Annotated in this window: 21 protein-coding genes; 4 read left to right on the top strand and 17 right to left on the bottom strand. The window is 60.8% G+C overall.

Translation table 11 applies throughout. The features are described 5' to 3' along the window. Positions 1–74 precede the first annotated feature (74 nt). The 3 genes from A9K71_RS10045 to A9K71_RS10035 form a co-directional block, all read right to left on the bottom strand. A complete protein-coding gene (locus tag A9K71_RS10045) occupies positions 75–1,460 on the bottom strand; it encodes a hypothetical protein (protein WP_066994115.1) in 1,386 nt (461 codons plus the stop codon). 199 nt (positions 1,461–1,659) lie between these two features. Continuing rightward, positions 1,660–2,184: a GNAT family N-acetyltransferase gene (locus A9K71_RS10040; protein WP_066994112.1), complete on the bottom strand. Its 525-nt coding sequence runs from the start codon at positions 2,182–2,184 to the stop codon at positions 1,660–1,662. A 74-nt stretch (positions 2,185–2,258) separates the two neighbouring features. Then, positions 2,259–2,981 carry a hypothetical protein gene (locus A9K71_RS10035; RefSeq protein ID WP_245299578.1) on the bottom strand — a complete coding sequence of 241 codons (723 nt, stop codon included), beginning with the start codon at positions 2,979–2,981 and terminating at the stop codon, positions 2,259–2,261. 305 nt (positions 2,982–3,286) lie between these two features. Here A9K71_RS10035 and A9K71_RS10030 point away from each other — a divergent pair, with 305 nt between their 5' ends. Then, positions 3,287–4,702: an adenylate/guanylate cyclase domain-containing protein gene (locus tag A9K71_RS10030; protein WP_066994105.1), complete on the top strand. Its 1,416-nt coding sequence runs from the start codon at positions 3,287–3,289 to the stop codon at positions 4,700–4,702. 21 nt (positions 4,703–4,723) lie between these two features. Here the strand turns inward: A9K71_RS10030 and A9K71_RS10025 are convergent, their stop codons facing one another. From A9K71_RS10025 to A9K71_RS09990, 8 genes are all read right to left on the bottom strand, one after another. After that, the gene (locus tag A9K71_RS10025; RefSeq protein ID WP_066994102.1) at positions 4,724–5,203 is read right to left on the bottom strand and encodes a class I SAM-dependent methyltransferase; all 480 of its coding nucleotides are present in this window, start codon (positions 5,201–5,203) and stop codon (positions 4,724–4,726) included. A 188-nt stretch (positions 5,204–5,391) separates the two neighbouring features. Next, complete coding sequence (locus A9K71_RS10020; protein ID WP_066994099.1) at positions 5,392–6,573, bottom strand: ABC transporter permease; 1,182 nt, start codon at positions 6,571–6,573, stop codon at positions 5,392–5,394. Then, positions 6,570–7,568, bottom strand: coding sequence for an ABC transporter permease (locus tag A9K71_RS10015; protein ID WP_066994096.1), 999 nt, complete (start codon positions 7,566–7,568; stop codon positions 6,570–6,572). The genes A9K71_RS10020 and A9K71_RS10015 overlap by 4 nt, the downstream gene beginning before the upstream one ends. A 2-nt stretch (positions 7,569–7,570) precedes the next feature. Further along, positions 7,571–9,469 (bottom strand): ABC transporter substrate-binding protein, encoded by a 1,899-nt coding sequence (locus tag A9K71_RS10010; RefSeq protein ID WP_066994093.1) that lies wholly within the window; start codon positions 9,467–9,469, stop codon positions 7,571–7,573. Then, entirely contained in the window at positions 9,466–11,361 is a 1,896-nt protein-coding gene (locus A9K71_RS10005) for an ABC transporter ATP-binding protein (RefSeq protein ID WP_066994090.1), read from the bottom strand. The genes A9K71_RS10010 and A9K71_RS10005 overlap by 4 nt, the downstream gene beginning before the upstream one ends. A gap of 143 nt (positions 11,362–11,504) precedes the next feature. Beyond that, a complete protein-coding gene (locus A9K71_RS10000) occupies positions 11,505–12,845 on the bottom strand; it encodes an adenylate/guanylate cyclase domain-containing protein (RefSeq protein WP_066994087.1) in 1,341 nt (446 codons plus the stop codon). A 267-nt stretch (positions 12,846–13,112) separates the two neighbouring features. Continuing rightward, the gene (locus A9K71_RS09995) at positions 13,113–14,456 is read right to left on the bottom strand and encodes a nucleotide sugar dehydrogenase (protein WP_066994083.1); all 1,344 of its coding nucleotides are present in this window, start codon (positions 14,454–14,456) and stop codon (positions 13,113–13,115) included. Between the two features lie 108 nt (positions 14,457–14,564). Next, positions 14,565–15,743, bottom strand: coding sequence for a DUF3095 domain-containing protein (locus A9K71_RS09990; protein WP_066994080.1), 1,179 nt, complete (start codon positions 15,741–15,743; stop codon positions 14,565–14,567). Positions 15,744–15,818: 75 nt separating this feature from the next. Here A9K71_RS09990 and A9K71_RS09985 point away from each other — a divergent pair, with 75 nt between their 5' ends. After that, positions 15,819–16,907: a glycosyltransferase family 4 protein gene (locus tag A9K71_RS09985; protein ID WP_066994077.1), complete on the top strand. Its 1,089-nt coding sequence runs from the start codon at positions 15,819–15,821 to the stop codon at positions 16,905–16,907. After that, on the top strand, positions 16,904–17,680 hold the full coding sequence (locus A9K71_RS09980; protein ID WP_066994073.1) for a polysaccharide deacetylase family protein: 777 nt from the start codon (positions 16,904–16,906) through the stop codon (positions 17,678–17,680). Before A9K71_RS09985 ends, A9K71_RS09980 begins: the two co-directional genes overlap by 4 nt. Before the next feature lie 50 nt (positions 17,681–17,730). Here the strand turns inward: A9K71_RS09980 and A9K71_RS09975 are convergent, their stop codons facing one another. From A9K71_RS09975 to A9K71_RS09960, 4 genes are all read right to left on the bottom strand, one after another. After that, on the bottom strand, positions 17,731–18,576 hold the full coding sequence (locus tag A9K71_RS09975; protein WP_066994070.1) for an MBL fold metallo-hydrolase: 846 nt from the start codon (positions 18,574–18,576) through the stop codon (positions 17,731–17,733). Positions 18,577–18,612: 36 nt separating this feature from the next. Then, positions 18,613–19,059, bottom strand: coding sequence for a cyclic nucleotide-binding domain-containing protein (locus A9K71_RS09970; RefSeq protein WP_066994067.1), 447 nt, complete (start codon positions 19,057–19,059; stop codon positions 18,613–18,615). A 102-nt stretch (positions 19,060–19,161) separates the two neighbouring features. After that, positions 19,162–21,876: an ABC transporter ATP-binding protein gene (locus A9K71_RS09965; RefSeq protein WP_066994064.1), complete on the bottom strand. Its 2,715-nt coding sequence runs from the start codon at positions 21,874–21,876 to the stop codon at positions 19,162–19,164. Between the two features lie 15 nt (positions 21,877–21,891). Next, positions 21,892–22,242, bottom strand: coding sequence for a hypothetical protein (locus A9K71_RS09960; protein WP_156752630.1), 351 nt, complete (start codon positions 22,240–22,242; stop codon positions 21,892–21,894). A gap of 83 nt (positions 22,243–22,325) precedes the next feature. Here A9K71_RS09960 and A9K71_RS09955 point away from each other — a divergent pair, with 83 nt between their 5' ends. Then, the gene (locus tag A9K71_RS09955) at positions 22,326–22,997 is read left to right on the top strand and encodes a class I SAM-dependent methyltransferase (RefSeq protein ID WP_082980460.1); all 672 of its coding nucleotides are present in this window, start codon (positions 22,326–22,328) and stop codon (positions 22,995–22,997) included. Positions 22,998–23,070: 73 nt separating this feature from the next. Here A9K71_RS09955 and A9K71_RS09950 read toward each other — a convergent pair whose 3' ends face one another. Both A9K71_RS09950 and A9K71_RS09945 read right to left on the bottom strand, forming a co-directional pair. Beyond that, on the bottom strand, positions 23,071–24,228 hold the full coding sequence (locus tag A9K71_RS09950; protein ID WP_066994055.1) for a glycosyltransferase family protein: 1,158 nt from the start codon (positions 24,226–24,228) through the stop codon (positions 23,071–23,073). Continuing rightward, positions 24,225–25,469 (bottom strand): glycosyltransferase, encoded by a 1,245-nt coding sequence (locus A9K71_RS09945; protein ID WP_066994052.1) that lies wholly within the window; start codon positions 25,467–25,469, stop codon positions 24,225–24,227. The genes A9K71_RS09950 and A9K71_RS09945 overlap by 4 nt, the downstream gene beginning before the upstream one ends.

Raw genomic sequence — 25,469 nt, 5'->3', positions numbered from 1 at the left:
GGCCATGTCAGGTCAGGCCTTGAACTGCGGCCGATAGCGAATGGACTCTCCGCGAATAAAACCTGATGCGAAGCTCAGGTCGGCTTGATCTCTGCCAGGCCGATCTTGCGCCATCGAGCGTCTTCTCGAACCAGTTTCAGGTCGTCGGTCGTCTCGGCAAGTGTTTCCAAGCGATACTGCCGCAGCAGATTCGGGAAGAGCCCCCCTTGCGGCAGGCCGGCAAGCTGCTCGCGGACCGAGATCTTTTCATCGATGACCCGCACGCCCCAGGCATTTTCCCGAACCTGCAGCTCCTGAGCCAGATCGCGCTCTTCCGGCGCGTTCTCGTCAAGCGCGGCCAGCAGGATCGAGTGGAAAAGCGCCACATAGCCAATCTGTCTCAGGCCGCCCACAACCCGCACCCGCGGCAGTATGGCAAGAACCAGGAACGTCAGGAACAAGTTCGGCAGCAGCACGCCTTCCAGTAGCGCCTGCTTGAGATGCGTTCGCTCGAACGGCATGGAAAGACCATGCGGCCTGTCGGGCTCGATCAGGTGCCCGTTCTCGAGGACGAGCTTGCGCACACGCTCGTCGCGGATGCCCCAGAAATAGGCTGTGGCATTGGGCAGGAATCTGCCAAATGGTCTCGATGCGGTCTCTTCCAAGGCACGTTCGAGACGCTGGCGCCTCGCCGACTTAAACAGCAGCCTGGAAAGAAGGCTGCCGTCATATTCCAGATGCCGAGCCATGGCGGCCGCGGCCAGCCGATCATCGATGAAAACCGGCCAAGTCATGTCGGAACCATCCCAATTGGCGACCAGATCCTCGTTGAGGGCTGTGACCGCGTCGGCCGCGGTTACAAACATCTTGTCCCGGCTGGCAAGCAGTGTGCCCAGCCAGCGGCTGGCATCCGTTTCATCACCAACCGCTTCGAGCGCGCGTTTGTTGAGGAAGACGGGACCGGCCGCGCAGGCGCTTTTGCGGCAAAGCTTGTGGCGCCCCATGCCAAACAGGTTGACCTTGTCGTCGCCGACATCGAGCCATCCGGGCCCCTCCCGGCCGATTGTCTCCATGGTCATCGTCGTTCCCATGAAGCAGAAGAAGGCCGAGAGCCCGCTTTCGACCGCGCCGAGCCAGGCAAGCAGCAGGGCGTCGAAGGTGATCCGGTCCATCAGAAGCAGACAGTGCAGGCCGGACTGAATCACCGGTCTGTGCTCGAACTCGTCGAGGGCCTTCCCGACCTCTTCAGGCTGCATGATCGCACCAAGACGCTGATGCAGCACGTCGCGCAGGATCGAGCGGGCAGCGATCGCCGGGCCCGATGCAGGCCTTGCCACCGGCCGCCACAGATGGCGGGCATAATCGGAAACCGGTGCGTTCCAGTTCTGCTCGATGTCACGCACGACCTCCGGGCAGAGCAGCGACAGCACGGCCAGAATTTCCACCGGAGGCGTAGGGATTGGGTCAGCCACGGTGGTCATCTGTCCCGTCTGGCGCCTCGCGGTGCAAACGCCAAGGGAGACCAGACTTTCTGGATGCCGGCCCACACATGGATCGTCAACTCGATCAGAACGGTGTGAGATGAAATTATCCTACAGAGTTCTCCATCGGCAACCACCAGTTCGCCAACTCGGCTTGGATTGCTAGGTTGGCCAAACAGTTAACACTGAACAGCGGACCTCAGAATCGCAGCCGGGCCATGCTCAGGAGGTCGTGGTACTGCCCGTCGGTAAAGCCGGCCTTCACATGCCGACCTTCGACCTCGAAGCCGTGGCTTTTGTAGAGGCGCATGGCCGGTTCGTTGTCGGCATAGACGGTCAATTCGACCCGCTTCAGAGCGCGCCAGTTGTCGGCCACGTCGAGCAGCGCGCCAAGTATGGCAGAGCCGATGCCTTTGCCGACAAAGGCATCGTCAAGACCGATATTGATCTCACCGATATGCGAACGGCGCGGCGAGCCCTGCACGACCAGGCTGCCATGGCCGACGACCCTGCCCTCCACCTCCGCAACGATCCAGGTGGTTTCCTGGCCGGACTTGGCGATGCGCTGCTCCACCTGCTCCACCATCTCGAAAGGCATCCTGAGCGTGCCCCAGCGGAAGCCCGGCATGTTGAAGATGGCGCAAAGCGCCTCCGCATCGCTTAGCCGAACGGATCGGAGCTGCGGCTGGATTTTCTCGGGGGATGGCGAGGTTGTGTTGGTCATAACGTGCCCGGCGATGGCAATCGGCACGGTACGATGCACCCTACGTCACCTGAAAATCCAGCTGTCTCTAGAACCTATGATGCCGATTGCGCCCTAAAATACCGAGTGGCGGCGCAGATTTTGAAGACGCCGCTGATGCCGATCCAGCCGAAAAGGGCGAGCCAGCACAATGTCCCGATCGCCGCCCAGTCGATCCGGTGCACGGCAGCGTCGGTGATGACGAGTCCAACAATGGCAAGCAGGCCAACCAGCAACTGCGCCAAGCCCAGCACCAGCAGTTCCTCGCGCGGCGCGCTTCTCCAGACGACATATATGCCGCCCGCCCCCGCGAGGAAGATGGCGCTGTAGACCTGAGCGTGGAAGCCATCGACCGGCCATGGCCAGAAGCTGCCGAATGTCAGGGGGAACAGCAACAGGCCGACGCCATAGAGCCCAAGGACTGCCGATTCCACCGGCATGTAGCGGCGCCATGCGGGCCTTAAGGTCACGCCTTTTGCAGAAGGACGGGCCCTGGCCCGCCACAAGAATAGCCCGGATACCGCGACCGAACCAAGATAGACCAGAAACCAGAGCCAGGGCGCTTTGCGCCCGAAGTTGAAATAGCCGAGATTGATGAGCGACGCCACCGACACGATGACGGTGAAGATGAGCGCCATGACGAGCACGAGCCTGCCAGGCGACCAGCGATTCCAGAACAGCAGCGCCGCCATCACGACCATTTCGGCGGTGTAGAAGCCACCAAGGAAGCGGGCATTGAACGGGGTGACGGCCCACGGCCAGCGCGGCTTGACCAGCACGGGCGCGAAGAACAGGCCGGCGCCTACGACCAGGACGATAATGACCACCAAGGAAAAGAGGCGCAGGGTGGCGGGAAACGGCGGATTGTCGGATGTCGGCATCGGAGAGCCCGCGTAAATAAATGGCCATGGATCATCATAGTGCCGCTTGCGGCCGGCGAAAATCCGCCAAACGGACTTGAGCTATCGCCCGGCTTGTCTATTCGAATGGCCGTAGGGTCCGTTTCGAAGTAAAATGGCGCATTCGGACCAAGACCGGTCCGGTCGACACGTTTCGGCGGCGCACTTGTTCCGGAGCCTGCACGATGAACGAAGCTCAAGATCTGTTCTCGCTTCTGCGGCAATCGACCGATGTCGATCCGGCGGCAATTGATGCGATCAAGCGAACCATCGCGGAGGGCAAGGACCGCGAGCTTTGCCGCATCAATGCTCTAGCCTTCGCCAGCAAGCATGGCCTCGATGAGGAACGCGCCATAGGCGCCTTTCTGCATGCGGCGCGGGTGGGCCTGTTCGACATTTCCTGGAATGTTCTATGCCCCGGCTGTGGCGGCGTGCTCGACAGCAACGCCACGCTGAAAACCCTGCAGAAGGACGAATATACCTGCGCGCTGTGTTCCGAAGGCTATTCACCGACCCTCGACGAGATGGTCGAGGTGACATTCACGGTCAGTCCTCGCGTGCGCAAGATTGCCGCCCACAATCCACACGAACTGCCGTTGGTGGAATATTTCCGCCAGATCTACTGGGCGTCCGGCGTCGACCTGCCGGAAGAGGATTTCGCCAAGACGATGGAAGCGTTCTCGCTGGAGGATATCGAGCTTGCGCCCGGTGAAAAGGCTGTTCTGCCCGTACAGCTTCCGTCCGAATTCATCATCGTCTTCGAGCCGGTCACCCATTCAGTGCAGTTCATCGACGTCAAGGGCGAACCGACAAGAGAGCGCCGAAGCCTCTCATTGGTCTTCGACCGCGAGCATGTCCAGAACCAGACGCTGGAGATGCAACCCGGCCCGTTGCGCATTTCGCTGGAAAACAGGACCGACACCCGCGTGCTGCCGACGGTCTTCATCGCCGGCCAGGAATTGCATGATCTCCTGGGCAAACGCCGGCCGTTCCTGACAGCCAAGCGCCTGCTCACCAACCAGACCTTCCGCGATCTCTATCGCACCGATACGCTCGACATCAACCAGCGCCTGAAGATCACTAGCCTCACCTTCCTGTTCACCGACCTGCGCGGATCGACCGAGCTTTACGAGCGGGTGGGCGATCTTTCAGCCTTCGATCTCGTGCGCGTGCATTTTCAGGTCCTGCACGAGATCGTCGCGTCCGAGGCAGGCGCGGTGGTGAAGACGATCGGCGATGCGGTGATGGCGACCTTCGCGACGCCGGATCGTGCGATTGCCGCGGCCCTGAGGATGCGCGATGCCATGCGTGCGCTCAATGAGAAGAGCGGGCGCGAGGATCTGCTGCTCAAGATCGGAGTCCATGCCGGCCCGTGCATTGCCGTGTCTATGAACGAGCGACAGGACTATTTCGGCCAGACGGTCAACATTGCTTCGCGGGTTCAGAACCTTGCCAACGCACAGGCGATCTTCGCCACGCGCGCGGTGGTCGACGACAATCTCACCGCCGATCTGTTGCACAGGAACGCGCTGACGCCCGTGCCACACGAGGTCTCGCTGCGCGGCATCGAGAGGGAGATAGCGGTATACACGATCCCCTGAAGACTTGGGCCGTTGCGGACCTCAGACGCGCCTGCAGACAAAATAGCGATCGGCGGGTACCGAAGGCGGCAGTGGAAGGCTTTGCAACTGAGGGTGATCGAGCGGCGTGCCGCTGACCGCAATGCCTCCGACGCGAAGCAGGCGCGCGGTCAGTTCGGGGAGCCAGGTAGAGGTCACTGCATCGCGATCTTCATAGCCGGTGCCGATGTCGGCATGAACAAGAGCGGCCTCGATGCCGATGAACCTGCTCGCCGTCTCGCGGATTTCGCCGAGCACGAGGTTTTCAGCTTCGGGAATTGAGCTGGCGTGTGCGGCAAGTGCGCGGTCGAACGCCACGATCCGTCGGCCGGGCAGACGCTCGCGCAGATGGTGGAACGTCCGGCCATTGCCGAGGCCGAGCTCAAGGATGGGACCCTCGATCTTCGCCACCTCCGCGCAGACTTGATCGAGAATGTCGCGCTGTGCGGTCAGCCTGCGGATGAAACTTTCGAGGCGACTCATATGCGTTTGTGTGTCCTGAACCAGCTCAAGAGACCGGCAATGCCTGCGACCAGGATGAAGCCCGAGAGCAACGTGTTAGCCCGATCCGGCGTCGCCGCATATAGAGGCGAACGGTCAACACAGCAACAGAACAGGCCCCCGACGAACCGGGCGGAGTCTGCGCCTTGAAGCGCGGCGGACTGGCGATGTCATTTGTAGGGATCCGCAGCGTCCCGCAAGCCGTCGCCGAGGAAGTTGAACGCCAGAATGACGAGTATGACGGGGAGGATCGGCAAAAGTAGCCATGGATAAAACGCGATCACACTGACGCTGCGCGCCTCAGTAAGCAGGATGCCCCAACTGGTTATCGGTGCCCGCAGGCCGAGCCCGAGGAAGCTCAGCGCCGTCTCGCCCAGGATCATGCCGGGTATGGAGATCGTCGCCGTCGCGATCAGATGCGACATGAAGCCCGGAATGAGGTGCCGCCGGATAATGCGGCCGCTGCTGGCGCCCATCAATTGCGCGGCCAGAACGTAATCCTCCTCTCGCAACGCCAAAAGCTTTGAACGCACGGCCCGCGCCAATCCGGTCCAGTCGAGCAGCCCGAGGATGACGGTGATGCCGAAATAGATCAGGATCGGACTCCAGGTTATCGGCATGATAGCCGCCAGAGCCAGCCATAGCGGAATGCTGGGGATCGATTGCAGAACTTCGATTATCCGTTGAACGATCAGGTCGAAGATGCCGCCGTGATAGCCGGCCAGTCCGCCGATGACTATACCGAGCAGGAAGCTGAAACTGATGCCGACGAGGCCGATCGTCAGTGAAATGCGTGCACCATAGATGATGCGCGAGAGCACATCGCGCCCCAGCCTGTCAGTGCCGGCCAGGAAGAGCTGGCCGTTTTCGGCAGGGCAGACAAAATGCCTGTCACCTTCGATCAGGCCCCAGAACCGGTAGCTGTCGCCCTTGCAGAAGAAGCGGATCCGCTGAACATCGTCCTGTTGGTCGATGTAGTTCCGCTTCAGCGTGTCCATATCCAGCGTCATTTGGCGGCCGTAGACGAACGGCCCGACGAACTGGCCGTTGTGGAACAGGTGCACCCGCTGCGGCGGCGCATAGATGTAGTCCATGTTGCGCGTGTGCAGATTGTAGGGCGCCAGGAACTCGCAGATCAGTATCGCGAAATAGAGCACCGCCAGGAATATGCCGGATACAAGAGCAAGCCGGTGCCGTCGAAATTTCCACCACATCAGCCGCAACTGCGACGCCTGAAAGACCTTCGACTGCTCCGGCGTCATTGCCTCGACCGACTGCAGGTCAAAGGGCGCGATGGAAACATAGTGTTGCAGCGGAGCACCCGGAGCGGGAAGTGGCGATTGCGTGTTCATTTGGTACTGCCGCCCTGCAAACGAATTCGTGGATCAAGCAGTGCCAGCGCCAGATCGGAAATCAGCACGCCGATGACCGTTAGGAAGGCGAGGAACATCAGGAACGACCCTGCCAGATACATGTCCTGGCTTTGCAGCGCCTTGATCAGCATCGGCCCGGTCGTTTCCAAAGACAGCACGATCGCCGTGATTTCGGCACCGGAAATGATGGCCGGCAGGATAGAGCCGATGTCCGAAATGAAGAAATTGAGCGCCATGCGCAGCGGGTATTTGACCAGGGTCCTGAAGGGATGAAGGCCTTTGGCGCGCGCCGTCACGACATATTGCTTGTGAAGCTCATCGAGCAGATTGGCGCGCAGCCGCCGGATCATGCTTGCCGTGCCCCCGGTGCCGATGATCAAGACCGGGATCCAGAGATGGGCGAGGATCGACTTCGCCTTGGCCCAGCTCATCGGCTCGCCGAGATATTGCTGGTCCATGAGATGGCCGACGGACGTGCCGAACCAGATATTGGCGAAATACATCAGGATCAGCGCCAGCATGAAGTTCGGGATGGCAAGGCCGAGAAGGCCGAAGAAAGTCAGGCCGTAGTCGCCCCAGCTGTATTGATGCGTGGCCGAGTACATGCCGATCGGAAAGGCGATGAGCCAGGTGAAGAGGATCGTGACGAAGGAAACCAGCACGGTCAGCCACATTCGGTCCCCGATCACGTCGCGAACCGGCAGCTCATATTCGAAGGAATAGCCGAAATCGCCGTGCAGCATCCCGCCGACCCAGTAGAAGTAGCGAATGACCGGCGGCTTGTCGAAACCATAGTCCTTCCGCATCATCTCGATGCGGTCGGAATCCACCGCTTCGCCTTGAGCCCGAAGCTCGGCAACATAGCTGTCGAAATAGTCGCCTGGGGGAAGTTCGATGATCGTGAACACAAGCGCCGATATGATCAGCAGCGTTGGAACCATTACGGCGAGGCGCCAGACAATATATCGAAGCACGCTCAGGACTCTCCAAGCCAAAATGTATCGGGCATGTAGACACCGAAATAGGCGGTCGGGTCGTAGCCGTAGAGCGCCTTGTCAGGCAGATTGCGCAGCCGCGAGGAGGCCAGAACCGGCTGATATGTTCCGTTCACCGTGCCGATCGAAAACACCTGATCGGTATAGATCGACAGCATTGAATTCCAGATTTCAGCGCGCTCCGTGGCTTCGGTCGATGCGTTCCAGCGCTTGAGTAAGGTCATCAACTCGACCACAGGCGGAAGATCGGGCGCCTCGCCGAGCCTGCCACGAGACAAGTAGTGAGCACCCCAGAGCGGCCATTGCAGTTGGTCGTCAATGGTGGGGGCCAGCTGGTACGGGTTCATATCGGCGGTCGGCACGCCATTGTCGATGCCCGACCACATCGACATCATGATCTGGCCGCCAAGCGCGCGACTGCGAAAGATGTCGCGCTGCGAAGTCCGGATGAACAGGGCGATACCGATCTGGCGCCAGTGATCGCTGATGAGCTCGAGCGCATCCGTTTCCAGCGTGCTTTCGCCGGCCGTTTCCACGACGATCTGCGCCGGGCGTCCATCGGGAAGTATCCGCAGGCCGTCATTGTCACGCGTCTGAAGCCCGACCTCGTCGAGTAGGGCATTGGCCTGATCAGGATCGTAGGTAACCCAGGCTTTCGCGAATTCGGGCCGGTAGAGCGGGCTCTCCGGCAGGACCGTATCGGCACTTTCCTGCGCCAATCCATAGAACACGGCCATATTGATCTCGCGCCTGTGCACAGCGAGCGACAGTGCTCGACGCACGCGCACGTCGCGAAAAAGGCCACGCCAGACCTGGTCGGCACAATTCAGATTGGGCAGCAGCGCCAGTCGCGAACCCTGTGTGCGTTTCCAGAGATGCATCTTGACCGGGTAGCGCTTCTCCGCGTCCTTCAGGAAGGAGTAATCGCTGAAATCAATTCCCATGCATTGCAGGTCGCTCTCGCCCGCGCCGGTCTTGGCGGAAATAATCGCCGACGAGCTCACATTCATGACAATCCGGTCAACATAGGGCAGTTGCCGGCCATTCTCGTCTATGCGGTGAAAGAACGGATTGCGCTCGAAGACGAACTGCTCAGCCGGCGGCTTGGTCCGGTTCCGCCAGGGATCGAGCGTCGGCAGTTCCGGGTTCTCCGGGCGATACTGCCGCGACATGCGGATATGCAGGAGCGTCCATTTCTTGGCCCTGCTCTCCTCCATCAGGCCGGCGAGCCGGAATGGATCCTGGTATTTCTTGTGGAACTGCTTGAGATAGGCGGCCGGCAGAACAAGCGATAGCGGCGAAGCAGCAGCGAGCTTGGGCAGGAAGTCGGGATTCGGCGCATCCCAGGTATAACGGACCGTCAACGGATCGACGATCTCGAAGCGTGGCGGTTTGCCGTCGGCCAGCAGGGCCGGGGCGAGCCCGCCTTGCGAAAGTTCGTCGTTCAGCCAGACATCTTCCCAGCAATAGCGAAAATCCTCCGGCGTCAGCAGGCTACCGTCAGACCATTTATGTCCTTCCCGTATCTTGAAGGTGAAGACGCGATCGTCTGCCACCTCGAAACTTTCAAGAATGTCGGCTTGCAAGTTGAGCTTTTCGTCATAGCCGACGAGGCGAGCATATCCGTAGATCGTCATCATCCGGATATCTTTCTGACTGCCGATGATCGTGCGCAGCGTGCCGCCATACTGGCCGGGCTGCCGCCCCATCGCAGCGAGATTCAACACGCGCGGGCTCTTGGGCAAGCGCTCGGAGAGTGCCGGCAGGGCCAGGGCCTTCAGAAGCGGCTGAAGAAATTCCGGCTCCAGATCGCCTGCGCGCAACGCGCCCGGCACAAACGCCGAAGCCATGAGTCCAAGGACGGTGCGCCGGCTGATCAATGGCGTAGCTCGCTGGCATCGGCCGAACGTCGGGCCAGCACGAGGTGACCGCCACCAAGATCGAGCGGCGACAGTACATCCTCGTCGCCCTCGTCGCGGAATTGCGGTCCCCATGCGCTGGTGTCGGAAGCGCCGCTGAGCTTCAGCGTCTTGAAATCCATCGGCCTGTCGAGGTCGGGGAAAGGTACTGCGGCGACGAGTGAGCGCGTGTAGGGGTGGATCGGTTTCCTCAGCAGAGTTTCGCGTGGCGCAAGCTCGACGATACGCCCGCCGCACATCACTGCGATTCGGTCTGCCATGTAGTCCACCACCGCCAGATTGTGCGATATGAACAGGTAGGTCAGGCCCAGTTCCTTCTGCAGGTCCTTCAGCAGGTTCAAGATCTGCGCCTGGACAGAGACGTCGAGCGCCGAAACCGGCTCGTCGCAGATCAGCAGTTCAGGGCCCAGCGCCAACGCGCGCGCGATGCCGATACGCTGACGCTGCCCGCCGGAGAAACTGTGGGGATAGCGCTTGATGAAGCGCGGATCGAGCCCGATCGCCTGCATCAGGCTCTTGACAGTGGCGAGTCGGGACGCGGCATCGCCACGTTGATGGATCTCCAGCGGCTCGCTCAGGATGTTCTCCACCGTCATGCGAGGTGACAGCGATGAAACCGGATCCTGGAAGACCATCTGGATTTTGGCGCGCAGCATGCGCAGGGCGTCTCCCTCGCCTTGCAAGACGTCGATCGCTCCATCGCGGCCGTTGAACGTCACAGAGCCGCCGCTAGGGGTGATAGCCCGCATAAGGATCTTGCTGACCGTGGTTTTGCCGGAGCCGCTTTCGCCGACCAGCCCCAGGCACTCGCCGCGCCTGATATCGAAGCTCACGCCGCCCACGGCGCGAACCGTGGTTTGATGATCCCCCCCAAACAATCCGGACTTGCGGATTGTGAAGGTCTTTTTCAGATCCCTGACCGACAACAGGATATCGTCTGGCCCCTTCGACGGCGGCGCCGTCTGCTTGCCGAGCAGGCTCTCGACATTCACCGGCACCTCGCGCAACGCCTTTAGCCTTTCGCCAGGCTTCAGGTCGAAATGCGGAACGGCTGCCATCAGGCCCTTCAGGTAGGGGTGACCTGGTCGGCGGAATATCGCCTCGACAGGTCCCGCTTCCATGATCTCGCCATGGTACATGACCACGACCTCGTCGGCGACGTTGGCGACCACGCCGAGGTCGTGGGTGATCAGCAACATCGCCATGTTCAGCTTGGTCTGAAGGCCGCGCAGCAAATGTAGGATTTGCGCCTGGATGGTGACGTCCAACGCCGTCGTCGGCTCATCGGCAATCAACAGGGCGGGCCGGCAGATGAGCGCCATGGCGATCATGGCGCGCTGACGCAATCCTCCTGAAAGCTCAAAGGGATACATATCATAGGCGCGTTTGGGACTCGGAAAGCCGACCAGACCGAGCATTTCCTCGGTCCGCGCCTTGCGCTCCGCCCGAGCCATGGGGGTATGAATCTGCAAGGATTCGCTGACCTGGTTGCCGATCGTGTGCAGCGGCGACAGCGATGTCATCGGCTCCTGAAAGATCTTGCCGATGCGGCTGCCTCTCAATGCCCGGATTTCGGGTCCGTCACGTGGCATCTTCAGGATATCTTGCGTGGTGCCGGGCCTTTCGGGATCGGAGAACAGGATACGGCCGCGAACATGGGCTGATCCCGGCAGAATGCCCATCACTGCCTGGCTGAGAACCGATTTTCCGGAGCCGGACTCGCCCACAAGCGCGGTAACCTTGCCGGGCAGGACGCGAAGATTTGCGCGCCTGACGGCATGCAACGGTCCGCCGATGATGGCAAAAGAGATGCCAACATCCTCGATCCGCAGCAGATCAACACCCGAATTCATTCCACACCAGCCCCAATCTGGCAGGTTCGGAAGCGAGACTAACCTATTGCCAGCTTAGAGCAACTTGGATTCGGAACGGTCGCCAGCGGCGGAACCGGCGAGCGGACTGTCTATCTGGGGCCCTTCGGATCAGGTCGTGGCGGTTACTGGAGCTTGCTCGGGTCGCCCGCCGACAGCCGCGCGGCATCGCGGTGAAGCAGCATGACCTGCTCGGCGTCCGATCTTCGGTCATAAACCGGCTCCAGCGCACCGTCTTCATCGACTGCGAGAGCACCCGACAGATCGGGTGAGAGCACCGTCAGTTTCTGCTTGATGCCAGCCAGTTCCTCGCTGCCGAGCGTCAGCCAGTTGCTGGCGCCGCAATAGCTGGCGAAGTCCTTGCTGGCGAGAATGCTGTGCGGATATTTCTTGGTCAGTACCTGGAGGCGCTGGACCTCGTTTACAGCCGAGCCGAAGACGGAGAATGTGAGCCGGTCGGTAAGCCCGACATTGCCGAACATCACATTGCCGACATGTAGGCCGATACCAAATTTTATGTCGGTTAGCCCCTTTTCCTTTCTGCGCAGATTGAGATCCGTCACGCGCGCTGTGGCGCTGCGTGCTGCCGCAAGAGCAGCCTGGCAGGCGATCTCGGACTGCGAGCGATGCCTTTCGCAAGGGTAAACGGCGATGAAGCCATCCCCGATGAAACTCATGATCTGCCCACCTTTGCGATTGAAAGGTGCTGCAACGGCGTCGAAAAACTGGTTCAGCGTATCGATATAGATTTCACGGCCGGAGGTTTCGGCAAGCCTTGACGACCCGCGCATGTCGCCCATGACCAGCGCGGCCCGGATTGTATCGCCCTCGCCGCGCTTGATCTGACCGTCAAGCACGCGCCTGCCGGCGTCGCCGCCGAGATAAGTGGTCATCATGTTGTCGGCGAGCTTGGTGAGCACCGCCATCTTGGTTGCCATAGCGAGATGGTTCTGGATGCGCAGCAGCGCCGAAATCATGCTGTCGCTGAACCCTGCGGCACTGTCGGTGGACCAGGACCCCATCATGCCCTGACTGGCGTTGCCGTTGAAGGAATGCACGAAAGCCAAATAGTCGGTGACGCCTATAAGCCTGAGATCATCGAAAACAGGAAACTCCGATGGCAGCGACGGGTCGAGCCGGCGTCGCAGGTGGTCGAGCTTGTTGCTGAGCAGATGATAGTATGGGCTGGTCAGGAACCTGTCGGACGGCGCGCCGGGCTCATTGCGGAAGCTTTCGATTTCTAAGCCTCGGCCGCGAACCCAGGTGAAGCCAAGCGCATCATAAAGCGGATGAAGCATCGAAAAGCTCAAATGCACCCGCTTCAACGGCAGGCCGGCAGCAGCCAGCCGTTCGCAAAAGCCTTTTACCAATGTTTCCAGGTCGTTGCCGGCAAGTACCGATTGGTTCAGCCAATCGGCTACCTTATCCATGAGGATGGTGGAAATTTCTGCTTGCGTTGTGCTCATGCTATCTCGAAACTCCTCGAAGACGAGGCATTGTCCTTTGATCCGCCCACAACACAGTCCGCCAACGACCCCAAGAAGAGATCCCCGAAGTCAATGAAGCCAGCTTTGGCAGGAAAAGCCGGCGAAGAACTTCGCAACTGGCTGTCCGTGCGGGCGAGCGACAGGCTAACTGTATCTATTTACTCGCGGCATTATGTGTCGACGCTGCCGGCCGAGTGCAACCACGATCCTGACATCGAGCAAAGAATTCGCCGGCTCAGACCGCCGTCAGGCCTTTACCACCGTCTCTCGGGCTAGCCCGAGGCGGCCGAAAACATTGCGCGTGTCGACGATCAGAAGGGCGTGATCGGCGATCGCCTGATAGTCGATCGCGTCGTGGTCGGTTGCAACGACGACAGCATCGAAATCCTTCAAGGTCCCCTCGCTCAATTCGACAGACCGACGCCCCTTGATCGGCATATGCTCCCGTGTCGCCGGAATTTCTCTGACGTGCGGATCGTGGAATTCGGCCTTGCCGCCCCATTCCTCGATGAGTTCAATGAGCCGCAATGAAGGGCTCTCGCGGATGTCCGGCACATTCTTCTTATAGGCGAGCCCAATGATGAGAATGCGCGAGCGGCTGAGAGCCTTGCCGCAACGCCGGTCCAGCGCCCTGGCCAGTTGATCGACCACATGACGCGGCATAGCCGTGTTGATCTCTGCCGCCAGCTCGATGAAGCGGGTCGGCAGTTCGTATTCGCGCGCCTTCCACGTCAGGTAGAAAGGATCGATGGGGACGCAGTGCCCGCCAAGTCCGGGCCCAGGATAGAAAGGCATGTAGCCGAAGGGCTTGCTCTTTGCCGCCTCGATCACCTCCCAGATGTCGATGCCCATCGCACCGAGCACGACCTTCAACTCGTTGACCAGGGCTATGTTGACCGAGCGAAAGATGTTTTCCGTCAGCTTGACCGCCTCGGCGGTCGCGGTGGTGGAAACCGGAACGACGGTCTTGACCACACCTTGGTAGAAGGCCTTCACGAGCGCCGCCGCTTCAATGCCGTCGCCTGCCACGACCTTGGGGATCGTCGCGACTTCAAAGCTGCGGTTGCCGGGATCCTCGCGTTCGGGCGAGAAGCCAAGGAAGAAGTCTATTGTCGACTGCAAGCCGGTTTGTTCCAGGATGGGCTTGATCACGTCGTCGGTGGTGCCGGGATAGGTGGTCGATTCCAGCACGACCAGCTGGCCGAGACGCAGATGCTTCGCGATGGTGCCTGCCGTGTTCCTGACAAAGGAGAGGTCTGGCTCGCGGTTTTTCGTCAGCGGCGTCGGAACGCAGATGATGATGACATCGCAGACGGCCAGTTCGGCAAAATCCGCAGTGGCGCGAAACCGTCCACTCGACACCTCGACGGCAAGGGCAGTGGACGTCACTGCCTCGATGTAGGATTGCCCGCTGTTCAGATTCTCGACCTTCTGGGCTTCGATGTCGAAGCCGAAAACCGGGGAGCCGGCGCGTGCTACCGCGACCGCCAGCGGCAATCCGACATAACCCAGTCCGATCACCCCGACTTGCGCGGTGCGCGTCGAAATCCGGTTCAGCAGACTGTCATATGTCGATCGTGAGGCGTCCAAAAATCTGTTTTCCTCAATGTGGACAGACTGCCCGCTTCCACGGCGAGGCTCATGTGGGTCCAACAACCCCGAGGCATATTGCGGAAAATGGATCTCCGCAAGCCGTCGTCAGGCCGACACCTTCGCCTTCAGGCTTGCGGCAGCCATCGCATAACCGCCGGCGGCGCCGTCGATGAAATGAACATGATCGCGCTGCAGCGGCGAGGCGACGAGGCACGTCATCAACGCCGATTGCTGGCGGTGCAGGCCATAGGTGCAAATGCCCGCCTCTTCGGCCTGCTGCAGCCGGTGCTCGATCCGCTGCAACAAATCCGCATCTACATCGATGGTCATCTTCAAGCCGTCATCGAACTTCCGGAAATCCGAATTGCTGGCCACGTCGCGTTTGTAGATCTTCGGATCGAACCTCCCGATCGTCCAGCCATATCGATCGGTCACAGCCGCAAGCGACAACAGGAACACTATCCACAGCTTCGACAACCACCGCCTTCCCGCCGGCGCGACGGCCCGGGCCTCGAGATCGAGGCCGGCGGGCGAAAAACCGTAGGCCGGCCCGTTCACCGGCACCGGATGGCCATCGCGTTCCTGTCGACCGACAAGGGCGATGATGTCGGAAGCCAGAACCTGAAAGCCGCGCACATCGCGCGAGGCCCCCGGAACGGCTATGATCGAGACGATTTCGCCATGCCGGGCTTCGATCGGGCTCCAGCGGCAGGAGAGACCGGTCAAATCCGGCCGCGCGTTGGCCGGCGCAGGATCGATCAGGTAGCGCCCCGCTTTCATCTCGGCCTCCGCCCAACTGCCGCCGCCGCCGGCAAACATGGCATAGAACACCGCTTCGGAGGCCCGGAACCTCGCTACCCGAACGTCGAGGCCTTGCGCTCTTATATCCTCTATCGGCACGATTGCGGCGCGCAGGGTCAGGGCCAACTCGTCCGCCACCCATCGCTGGACCGCCGCCAGGGCGTTGCGCGTTATCTCCAGGGCCGAGCTCGGAAACGCCACGAGCGCGCCGTCGCCGCCGAAGACAAAGGGAAGATCTTGCCGACCCAGCGCATTGAGCAGCGCCGAAATGACGCTGGCGCCGGCCATATTCACGGTTTTATAGCGCCCGGCCCCGATCGCCTTGGTCGAGCCGACGATGTCGGCGGTGGCCAGCGCCCAGCCATCGGGGAGCGGCCGATAGTTGTCGATGTCGGCAACGCTTTCGAACTTCGCGAACACCGGCAAGGAAGCGACGAACGGGTCGGACGCTGCGGCTGTTTCCATGAGCATGCAATAGCACATTCCACTGCTTGAAGGTGAAACTCGATCATGCTTCGAAATTGACTTGCGCAGGCTTTCGAATGATAGGCTCCGGCGATGCGAATTGCCTTCTACGCGCCGCTGAAGTCGCCCAATCATGCCGTTGCCTCTGGCGACCGTCAGATGGCACGGATGTTGATCAAGGCGCTTGAGCATGGAGGGCATCGCGTCGATCTGGCATCCGAATTGCGCTTCTATCTACGCGAACCGGAGTCGAAAAGTTTCGATGCGCTCAAGGTCGAAGCCCGACAGGAAGTCGCGCGGCTGACAGAGCTTTGGCAGCGTGACGGCAAGCCCGACCTCTGGTTCTCCTATCATCTCTATTACAAGGCGCCCGACCTGATCGGGCCCGAGCTGGCGTCGGCCTTTGCCATCCCCTATGTGACCGCGGAAGCCTCCTATTCGAAGCGGCGCAACGTCGGTTTTTGGACCGATATGCAAGCCTTGGTGGCGCGAGCCGTCGAACAGGCGGCGCTGAACATCTGCTTCACGCAAAGGGATCGTCGGGGACTGACAGACGCTCTTCCAGACGCCGTTTTCGGCATGCTTTCGCCCTTCATCGACACATCGGTATTCCGGGAACTGCCGGCGCGTGGTTGTCCGACGCGTCTCGTTACCGTCGCCATGATGCGACCGGGCGACAAGGTCGATAGCTATCGCATGCTCGCGCACGCCCTCGCTCCGATCGGCCACCTGCCCTGGACCATGTCGGTCGTCGGGGACGGGCCTGCCCGTGACGAGGTCAAAGCGCAATTCGCCGGCCTGCCCGCCGACCGGATCGAATGGCTTGGCGCGATCGAGCCAGCCGCCGTGCCGGATGTCCTCTACAGTGGAGGGATCTACGTCTGGCCGGGTTGCGGCGAAGCTTATGGCGTTGCCTATCTTGAAGCACAAGCTGCCGGCCTTCCGGTGGTGGCGCAGGACATCGCCGGCGTGCCGGAGGTCGTGCGGGATGGCCAGACCGGATTTCTCACCCCGCCGGGCGATGTGGCAGCGTTCACGTCTGCCATTGAAAGGCTTCTGGTCCGTGACGACGAAAGAACCGCCATGGCCGGCAACGCCAGACGTTTCATCCTCGAAAAACGCTCCCTCGCTACTGCAGCGGCGTGTCTTTCCGAACTCCTTGCGAAGATCGCGGTTGCATGACATTCGATCAGATCTGGCAGCCCTTGGTGGAAGAACTGGCGTGCTGGCGACGGGCGGACCGCAAGGCGGAGTTCTGGTTGCGCGACGACGACGCTGTGGATCCGACGGCTGCGCTTGATCGGCTGCTGGACCTCACCCGTGAATTCGCGGTTCCGCTCACTCTGGCCGTCATTCCGGCGCTGACTGACGAGAGGCTTGTCGTCCGGCTTGACGAGGCGCCGCATGCCTCGGTCGCCATCCATGGCTGGGCGCACCGAAACTATGCGCCGGAGGACCAGAAAAAGCAGGAACTCGGCGCGCATCGGCCACGCCAGGCGGTGCTCGATGATATGGCTCGCGGGCTGTCGCGCCTAACCGGGCTGCACGGCGCGCGTGCCGTTCCGATGCTGGTGCCACCCTGGAACAGAATCGACCCCGGCTTGGTATCGGAGCTTGGATCGGTAGGATTTGCGGCATTGTCGGTCTTTGGGCCGCCGAAGCCGGCCCCAGTGCCGGTCATCAACAGCAATGTCGACATCATCGATTGGCATGGCACGCGCGGCTGTCGCGATCATGGGTCCTTGGTTCAGGCCATCATTGCGCAATTGCGGCATGCATTCGACGGTGGCGAACCGGTCGGCCTGCTCACCCATCATCTCGTCCACGATGAATCGGCCTGGCTTTTTCTCGAACGGCTGTTCACAGTCGCCGCACAGACTGAAGCCTGCGCATGGCTTCCGATCAGGACATTGATCGGGCGTAGCGGCGGTAGAGCAATTCCAGGAAAAGTGTGAGCGATTTTCCTCCGGAATTGCATCAAAACAATAAGATAGAGCAAAATAGCTCAGCGCTTTTTGTGCAATGAGACTGGAAATTTGAGCGTCTGGCCGTCCCGCGCGGCAAAAGCGCCGGCAAACCTGGCTTTGGCCAGTTTCTCGATCTCGTCCAATTGGTCGTCGGTGCGTGTCGGATCGTGGTGGAACAGCCCAAGCCCTCGGGCACCGGCTGCCTCACACAGTTTGACGCCCTGCTGCCATGTCGAGTGCCCGTTGCCACGGCGGTCTTCCATTTCGTCCTCGGTGTAGGTGCAATCGTAGATGACGAGGTCGGCGTCTTCGATCAGGTCGAGCACCGCCTGATCGAGCTTACCCGGCTCGTGCTCAGTGTCTGTGATCACCGCCACGATGCGGCCGCCCCATTCGACGCGGTAACCTATGCAGCCTCCCGGATGGTTGAGACTGCCGGTCCGGACGACCACTCCTTCGCGCGGCCTTAGAACGTCTCCGGATACGAAATCGCGGCAGTCGATGCTTGCCTTGCAGATGTCGAGCTTGGCCGGAAACCACGGCGGCCGCATGAATTCATCGACCATCTGACGGGTCGTCATGCGTCCTGCAAGATGGCCGGACCAAAGCCTGACCTTGACGCTCCGGTCATAGATTGGTTTGAAAGCCGGCAGCCCGATGATGTGATCGTAATGGCAATGGGTGAAAAACAGCTCGAAATCGGTCACGCCCGAGGCCCGAAACGCTCTGCCGGCAAGCCCTAGGCCAGAGCCGGCGTCGAACAGAAGCATATGCTTGCCGCATCGCATCTCAATGCAGCTCGTGTTGCCGCCATAGCGAGAGAATTCTGGTCCCGATACCGAAATGCTGCCCCGCACGCCCCAAAACCTGACCAGGAAATCCATGCTGCTCCTTCGCCCGTCGTGGCCAAACAACTGCTGCTAGGCGTTTCGTGCGTCGATCAGGTCCGCGGTCGTATGGCTTAGACGATCGGCAAGAACCCGCAATATCTCGATGGTCATCTCCGGGAACTCCTTCATAAGCCTCAGGAAATGATCCTTGCTGATTTTCAAGGCTTCCAGCGGACTTGCCGCTCTGACGGTGGCAGTGCGGGAGCTGTTGCACAATATGGCGATCTCGCCAACGATCGAATTTGGCGCCAGTTCGGCAACTTTTATTGGCCCGCTGTCGGAATCGACCAGAACATCCGCCCTGCCTGAAAGGATGACATAGGCGGCGTCTCCCTCGTCGCCCTGCCGGAAAAGGATCTGGCCGGCGCTGTAGCTCACACGATCGGATGTGAACGCAAGCAGCTTGAGCTTTGTCGGTTCGATGCCGGAGAACAAGGGAACGCGTTGCAGCATTCCAACTTCATCCTTGAGCAGCATTGTCGCAAACCTTCTCAAAATTCGCGTTTGCCAGGCGCCGTATCCCGTGGCCTTGCAGCCAATTCCCACCGACAGAACGATCCCATCTCAATGCCCGTTGGTCTAAGACAGCAGTTCCTTGAAGATACCCTTCCCTGCCAAAAGTGTCTCGAGCGTTCCGTCTTCCACCAATTTACCCGAGTCGAAGACGATAACGCGATCGAACATCATCCCCATTGCTGGATTCGTCACGACCCACACAATTGCCGGCGAATGGCCGTCGCACCTGGCTTCGTCGAGCACGTTTCGCAGCACCTTGTCCTGCGCACGCTGGTCGAGCGCCGACAGCGGCCGGTTGAGAATGAGAAAATCGGGACGCTTGAGCAGGGCCCGGGCAACGTCGAGCTTCTGCCGCTGTCCAGCGGTCAGCCGCCTGCCGCCGGCGCCGACGTTGAAGTCCAGGCCAACATCCAGAAGTTCGGCATAAAGCCCCAATTCGTCGAGAATGTCATAGACGATGGAGCGGATGCGATCCGGCGCGTCGGGATGGTTGTTGCCCACACGCCCGAACAGGACATTATCCATGACGCTGGCCGCGGCAATGTATTTGGCAGGATCATACCGTTCGATCGCATTTTGCAGTTCGGACGGCAGGGTTTCATAGAACCGGTTGCGTGCAGCGACGATCTTGCTCATCAAATCCTCGCTCAGCAGGCCGAAGCGGTGCCGGGGCTCGATATAGGCAAAGCTCAGTGTAACGATCATGGCGCGATCGTTCTCCGAAACTGCCTCGTAGGGACGGTTCTTGAGCCGTTGTAGCAAGGTTTCGTAGGCGGGTATCTCTTCGGCGCCCATGAAGGCGAGCTGCTGGAAGAACTGGTGATCGGGCGGCAGGTCGGCAAACAGCTCGATCGCCTGTTCGGCGATCTCCATGCCCATTTCGAAAAGCGTGCGGTCGAGCCCGGCTTGTCTCAGCACAGAAGCAAAATAGGGATTGGCCGCTAGCGCCTTGTCGGCCAGTTCGGGGCCGGCGGCGGCGCCGAAGAGCAGGTTTTGGCCGATCGATGCTTCCTTGTTGTAGGCGCCTGGTTCGAAAGGAACCACCAGTCCGCTCAGCCCTTCCTGTTCCAGCCTGGTTCGCAGCGCCGCACGCAGTTCGACGATACGCCTGGCGAGTTCCGTGTGACGCGTCAGGTCAGCCGAGGAGCGCAAGCCGAGATCCAGAATGTCGCGCGACAGAAGAACCGCGTCGAGCACCCGGCGCACTGCCTCAAAGAGGTCGTGCGGGCCGGTGGCCCCGGCGGAAGCATAGTCGATCCAGTCGCTCCGGATATCGAGGTCCGAATTGCCCGACCGCCGCGCCTCGTGAATGTTCCAGCGCTGCTGGTCTGCCGCAGCACCCTCATAAGGCACCGATGTCAGCGGCGCATGCTTCAACCCGTAGAGCAGGTTATCGCGGAGGCTTGCATGGAACAGGAAAACATCCGACGAGGCGTAGGACATGCGCCGCCCGGTCACCGCTTCGGGAAGTTCAAGCAGGTCGTCGGCGCCCGAAGCGATCTTTCCGCTGTCCGGCCAGTTCAACCGCGCGAAGGCTTCTGCCAGCGCCTCCGCTCCACCTGTTGCGGTGCTGACCAGCGCCACCGTCTCACCCGGCTTGACCTGGAGCGAGATCCGGTCGAGGAGCATTCCACCGCCATCGTCCGCTATGGACAGATTGATCGCCGACAGCGGGTTGGTCATCGGACCGGGAGCGTCGATCCTCAACGCTCCAATTCTCGGCGCGATGAGACCCTCGACGGTGAATTGTTCAACGACCTGCTGGTATTTGACCTGGACGTCCTGGCGAGCCTGATCCCAGTCGATCAGTTCCTTCATCGGTCCGGGCAGGTCCTTGTAGGCGCTGATCACGGCCACCAGCTGGCCGACGTCCAGCCGCCCCCGGATGACCAGGTAGCCACCGATCATGTAGAACAGAAAGGGCGTGAGCTGCGCCAGAAAATTGTTGAGGAACTTCACCATGAATTTCCATTGGTAAAGATCGAAGCGGATCTTGAAGATGAGGCCGAGCCGGGCAGCTATGTCGGCGCGCTCGTAGTTTGATGTGTCGTGGACGTGAACCGCGCCGATGCCGTCGACGATTTCGGCGACCCGGCCCGAGAGCGCGCGCGCCGTCAACTGCCGTTCGCGCCCGAGCACGATCAGCCGCCGCCGCATGCGCGGGATGAGCACGATCTGGATCACCACGATCACGACCGCAATCGTTCCGAGCCAGAAGTTTTGCACCATGATGAACAGCATGGCCGTCAGCGCCTGACCGCCGAGCAGCACCGGCTGCAGGAAGGCATCGCCGATGAAGCCCCCCAGCGGCTCCACCTCGTCCTTCACCATGGTCGCCACTTCGGCGGATTTCACGCGTTTGAAGTAAATCGGCGGAAACCGCAGCACGCGATCGATCAGATCGAAACGGATACGCCGCAGCATGCGCTCGCCAAGTCGGCCTTTGTATGTGTTGATGTAGAGTTTGAACAGGCCGTTGATGATGACTAGCAAAAGGAAAACAATGCTCAGCGCAAACAGCGTCTCCGTGCGGTCGAGCTGAAAGCCGGAGAAGAACTGCACCTCACCAATGAACGGCAGGTCATAGTGCAGCCTCATGAACGGCTGGGTCGCGCCGGGTTCTCCGAAACCCTTACCTTGGATAGGGCCGTTGACGATCAGCTTCGGCAGATCGAAGGATATGAAATAGGGGATCATCGAAAGCACGACGATCATCAATATCCAGACCTGCTGCTTCTTGGTGTGCGTCCAGATATAGCGGGCTAGACTGGGTTCCATCCGACCGTGGACCGTTCAATTGCAAGGCTGCAGGACATAGAAGCACCTGGCTAATGGCGCATCGGCAATTTCTTCATCGCCAACGACATGCTTCGAGCCACAGTGCACCGTGATTGTCCTGCGCTCAACGATGAAAGGACGCTGCGAGGCGGCGCGATCCAGTTCAGGCGCATGGTCGATGACCGCAACACGGGCATTGTTGATCAGCGAAGAAAGCAGCTGGCCAAACGATTGACGGCTGCCGTGGCGTTTTGGCGAACGGCCGCCACAGCTGCGCTGCTGATGCTGGCGCATGAACGCCGATGGTCCGGACTGATGCGACAGCCCCTCTCCGGCACGGGGCAATGGCGAAGCGGCGTGCAGCATGATCAACGTCCGCGAACCAACCAGCCTTGCCGGGGCAAGATTGCGTTGTGTCGCCCGAAATCCCAACCTACAAGACGAGTATGATGGATGTCACGCAACCACGCAATGCGGGCATGGACGGGCACGAACAGGCCTTGGACCTCACGCGGGGAATTGCCGCCTATGTCAACCACCCTCTCGTGGCAGGGCTGGCGCGCGTCATCGCCAGGCATCCGCAGGCCGATATCGCCAACGCCTTCAACCACAAGCAGGTCGCCTGCAAGATGTGGGCACTCGACAAGCTGTTCGACAGCTGCGGCGGCCGGTTCGGGCGCATATGTGTTCTGGGTGGATGGTACGGCGTACTGCCGGCAATGCTTTTCAACGATGCTCGCTTCGACATCGGGGCGATTGATAGCGTCGACATCGATCCCGAAGTCGCGCCGGTCGCCCGGACCCTCAACCGGGATGCCGTTGACCGGTTCCGGGCGCTGACGGCAGATATGTACGCCGTTGACTATGCGGCCGCGCAGCCCGACCTGGTGGTCAATACGAGCTGCGAACACATAGTCGATCTGCGCGCCTGGCTTGCCCTGCTTCCGCGGGGCACGAATGTATTGCTGCAATCGAACGATTATTTCAGCGAGCCGACCCACATCAACTGCGTGGCTTCACTGGCAGCCTTCGAAGCAATGGCGGCGCTACGGGAGGTGCGGTTCTCGGGCGAACTGCCGACAAAAAATTATACGCGCTTCATGCTGATTGGAACTGTTTAACGCATTTCGCTCAAAGCGTGGCGGCTCTCGAATAACGACGTCGCGCGAATCTCACCGGGGCGACGCGCGTTAGCTAGAGTTCCGTTTTCAGGGACCATGTTCGATGTCGCTCGCGCAGGATTTGCGCTGAGCGACGCGCGCCTTCCAGATCGAGACGATGCGCGGACGGCCTCGGTCCAGCAAGCGCCTGTTCGATCGCTCGTGCCAAACCTTCAGGCGTTAGGTCCTTTTCCGTCAGCACCGTTGCAAGACCGAGTTCTTCGAGCATCAGGGCGCGAACCGTCTGTTCGGTTTCCGCGCCCGCTGCAAACGGAACGAGCAGCGAGCGACAACCCGCGCGCAGGACGTCGCAGACCGTGTTGTAACCCGCCTGCGAGACTGACAGGCGGGCGCCGTTCAGCAGGCTGGCGAAATCCTCGCGGAACCGGAAGATCGACAGGCCCGGCGTGGCATCGCGTGCGATCGCATCGAACTCGCCTTTCGGCAGGTTTGGACCGGTGATCAAACACCATTTCCAAGCGCCGTTGGCATTCCGCGCCGCTGCGACAGTGGCACTGACGAGGCTCTTTCCGGCAGCCCCGCCGCCAACCGACACCAGAACGTCGAAGCGCTCGGAGACCGCGGGCGGTGGCGGCGCGGCAACGAGCCCAGTGTAGGCAACCTTGGCCCTGATCGCCCCAGCCAATGGAAAGGTCTTGTCGATGGTTGCGAAAGCCGGATCGCCGTGGACCATGACAAGGTCGAAATGCCTGTTGATGAGATCGACCGTTTCCTCGTTTCGGCCCGGCTTGACGCGCTCCTGAAGGATATCACGGACGGACGTCGCCAGCAGCGGTCTGGGTGATGTCGCCTCGATGGACTCGATCAGCGGCAGGAGTTCGAAACGCATCTGCCGGCGTCCAAATGGAAACGCCTCGACGATGACGATATCGGGCCCGCAATCCCGATAGGCCTGCAACAGCATCTCCGAACGCCATTTCTTGAAAGCATCGTCGATGGGTTTGCCCTGCAGGTCGACAAGTCCGGAAAATCCTTCATCGCCGGAGGTGACGGGAGGCAGAGATACAGATTTGACGCCCGATCCTGGAAACCCCGCGATCGGCGCGCCGCCCGTCACCACGGTTACGTCAAACCCGTCATCGACCAGAGCCGCCGCAATGCGGCTGGCGCGCGCAAGATGGCCGATACCGAGGAGGTGCTGGACATAGAAGAAGGCGCGCAGTCGCTTCATTCGGCGGCCCGCCACTCCCGCTCGAACAGTTCCTTGAGCTGCCCAATGCTTGTCATATGATCGAAATTGGCGCGCACGCGCCACTCTGCAGCGTCACCGAGGCGGGCGCGCAGCAGGGGATCACGGATAAGGCGCTCCAGCGCCTGTGCCAGGGCAATTGGATTTTCTGTCGGGACCAGCAGCCCGGTTTCATCCGAAGATAAAAGCTCCGGCACGCCGGAAATATCGGTCGACACGCAGGCAAGCCGCTGGCTGGCCGCCTCAACCAGAACATTCGGCAGACCGTCCCGGTCGCCATTTGCGGTGATCCTGCAGGCCAGGGCGAAGATGTCGGCGCGGCGGTAGTGCTCAAGCACCTCCTCCTGAGCAAGCGCGCCTTTCCAAGAGACGCGACCATCCAGGCCGAGCTTTTGCGCCAACGCCTTGAGCCGTTCCAGTTCGTCGCCACCGCCGATATGCTCGAAACGCCACGCCAAATCACCAGGCAGGAGGGCAAGCGCCTCCAGCAACGTATCGTAACCTTTCTTTTCAACGGCGCGCCCGACACTCAGAACGACAACCGGTTCGTCCGGTGCCGAGCCGTCATGCGGTTTCCGCGCCCCGCGGAAGCTGCCGAAGCGATCAAGGTCGAGCCCATGATAGCTCAGATGTAATGACGAGTTGCCGTTAGCGAGTTTTTTTAGACGGTCGAAGCCGGTTTTCGTGCAGGTGACCGTCCAGCGCGCCGAGGAAAGCTTGCCGGCCAGATCCCAGTCAGCCGAAGTCCAGATGTCCTTGGCATGGGCCGAGCAGCTCCAGGGCAGACCGCGAAGCTGGCTGGCATAGCGTGTCACCGATGCCGGTGTGTGCGCGAAATGCGCATGCAGCCAGCCCGCATCTTCCGGCCATTCGGCCGCCAGCACGAGCGCTTGCCCGAAGCGGCGCACGCGATTGCGCGTAAAGTCGCGGGGGATGTCGGCAGCCAGCGATCCGAGCGCGCGCCAGAAGCCTGGCCGCAGCAGACAAGCAAACAGCGAGCGAGCCACGCGCAGCGGTTCTTCATGCAGGTATTCCGGCAGATAATGGACGGGCGCTTTGATCTCGTTATGCACCAGATGGCGTTTTGCGTCGGTTGGCCGCCTCAGCGCAACGAGTATCAGGTCGAACCCCGCTCGCTCCAACCCGAGCAGTTCCTGCGCGATGAAGGTTTCCGACAGCCGCGGATAACCCTTCAGAACCACGACGATCTTGCGATGTTGCAA

Source organism: Mesorhizobium sp. WSM3873 (assembly GCF_001672445.1).
Lineage (GTDB): Bacteria > Pseudomonadota > Alphaproteobacteria > Rhizobiales > Rhizobiaceae > Mesorhizobium.
The sequence above is the reverse complement of the archived record's forward strand: the minus strand, read 5'-3'. Positions and strand labels throughout refer to the sequence as shown.

What these genes read in the sequence shown, in the direction of transcription:
- A9K71_RS10005 (WP_066994090.1), bottom strand. Translation starts at nt 11,361, where the DNA reads ATGAATTCGGGTGTTGATCTGCTGCGGATCGAGGATGTTGGCATCTCT.
- A9K71_RS10030 (WP_066994105.1), top strand. Translation starts at nt 3,287, where the DNA reads ATGAACGAAGCTCAAGATCTGTTCTCGCTTCTGCGGCAATCGACCGAT.
- A9K71_RS09960 (WP_156752630.1), bottom strand. Translation starts at nt 22,242, where the DNA reads ATGCTGCACGCCGCTTCGCCATTGCCCCGTGCCGGAGAGGGGCTGTCG.
- A9K71_RS09975 (WP_066994070.1), bottom strand. Translation starts at nt 18,576, where the DNA reads ATGGATTTCCTGGTCAGGTTTTGGGGCGTGCGGGGCAGCATTTCGGTA.
- A9K71_RS09950 (WP_066994055.1), bottom strand. Translation starts at nt 24,228, where the DNA reads ATGAAGCGACTGCGCGCCTTCTTCTATGTCCAGCACCTCCTCGGTATC.
- A9K71_RS09970 (WP_066994067.1), bottom strand. Translation starts at nt 19,059, where the DNA reads ATGCTGCTCAAGGATGAAGTTGGAATGCTGCAACGCGTTCCCTTGTTC.
- A9K71_RS10025 (WP_066994102.1), bottom strand. Translation starts at nt 5,203, where the DNA reads ATGAGTCGCCTCGAAAGTTTCATCCGCAGGCTGACCGCACAGCGCGAC.
- A9K71_RS10045 (WP_066994115.1), bottom strand. Translation starts at nt 1,460, where the DNA reads ATGACCACCGTGGCTGACCCAATCCCTACGCCTCCGGTGGAAATTCTG.
- A9K71_RS09955 (WP_082980460.1), top strand. Translation starts at nt 22,326, where the DNA reads ATGGATGTCACGCAACCACGCAATGCGGGCATGGACGGGCACGAACAG.
- A9K71_RS10040 (WP_066994112.1), bottom strand. Translation starts at nt 2,184, where the DNA reads ATGACCAACACAACCTCGCCATCCCCCGAGAAAATCCAGCCGCAGCTC.
- A9K71_RS09980 (WP_066994073.1), top strand. Translation starts at nt 16,904, where the DNA reads ATGACATTCGATCAGATCTGGCAGCCCTTGGTGGAAGAACTGGCGTGC.
- A9K71_RS10020 (WP_066994099.1), bottom strand. Translation starts at nt 6,573, where the DNA reads ATGAACACGCAATCGCCACTTCCCGCTCCGGGTGCTCCGCTGCAACAC.
- A9K71_RS09990 (WP_066994080.1), bottom strand. Translation starts at nt 15,743, where the DNA reads ATGTGCTATTGCATGCTCATGGAAACAGCCGCAGCGTCCGACCCGTTC.
- A9K71_RS10000 (WP_066994087.1), bottom strand. Translation starts at nt 12,845, where the DNA reads ATGAGCACAACGCAAGCAGAAATTTCCACCATCCTCATGGATAAGGTA.
- A9K71_RS09985 (WP_066994077.1), top strand. Translation starts at nt 15,819, where the DNA reads ATGCGAATTGCCTTCTACGCGCCGCTGAAGTCGCCCAATCATGCCGTT.
- A9K71_RS09965 (WP_066994064.1), bottom strand. Translation starts at nt 21,876, where the DNA reads ATGGAACCCAGTCTAGCCCGCTATATCTGGACGCACACCAAGAAGCAG.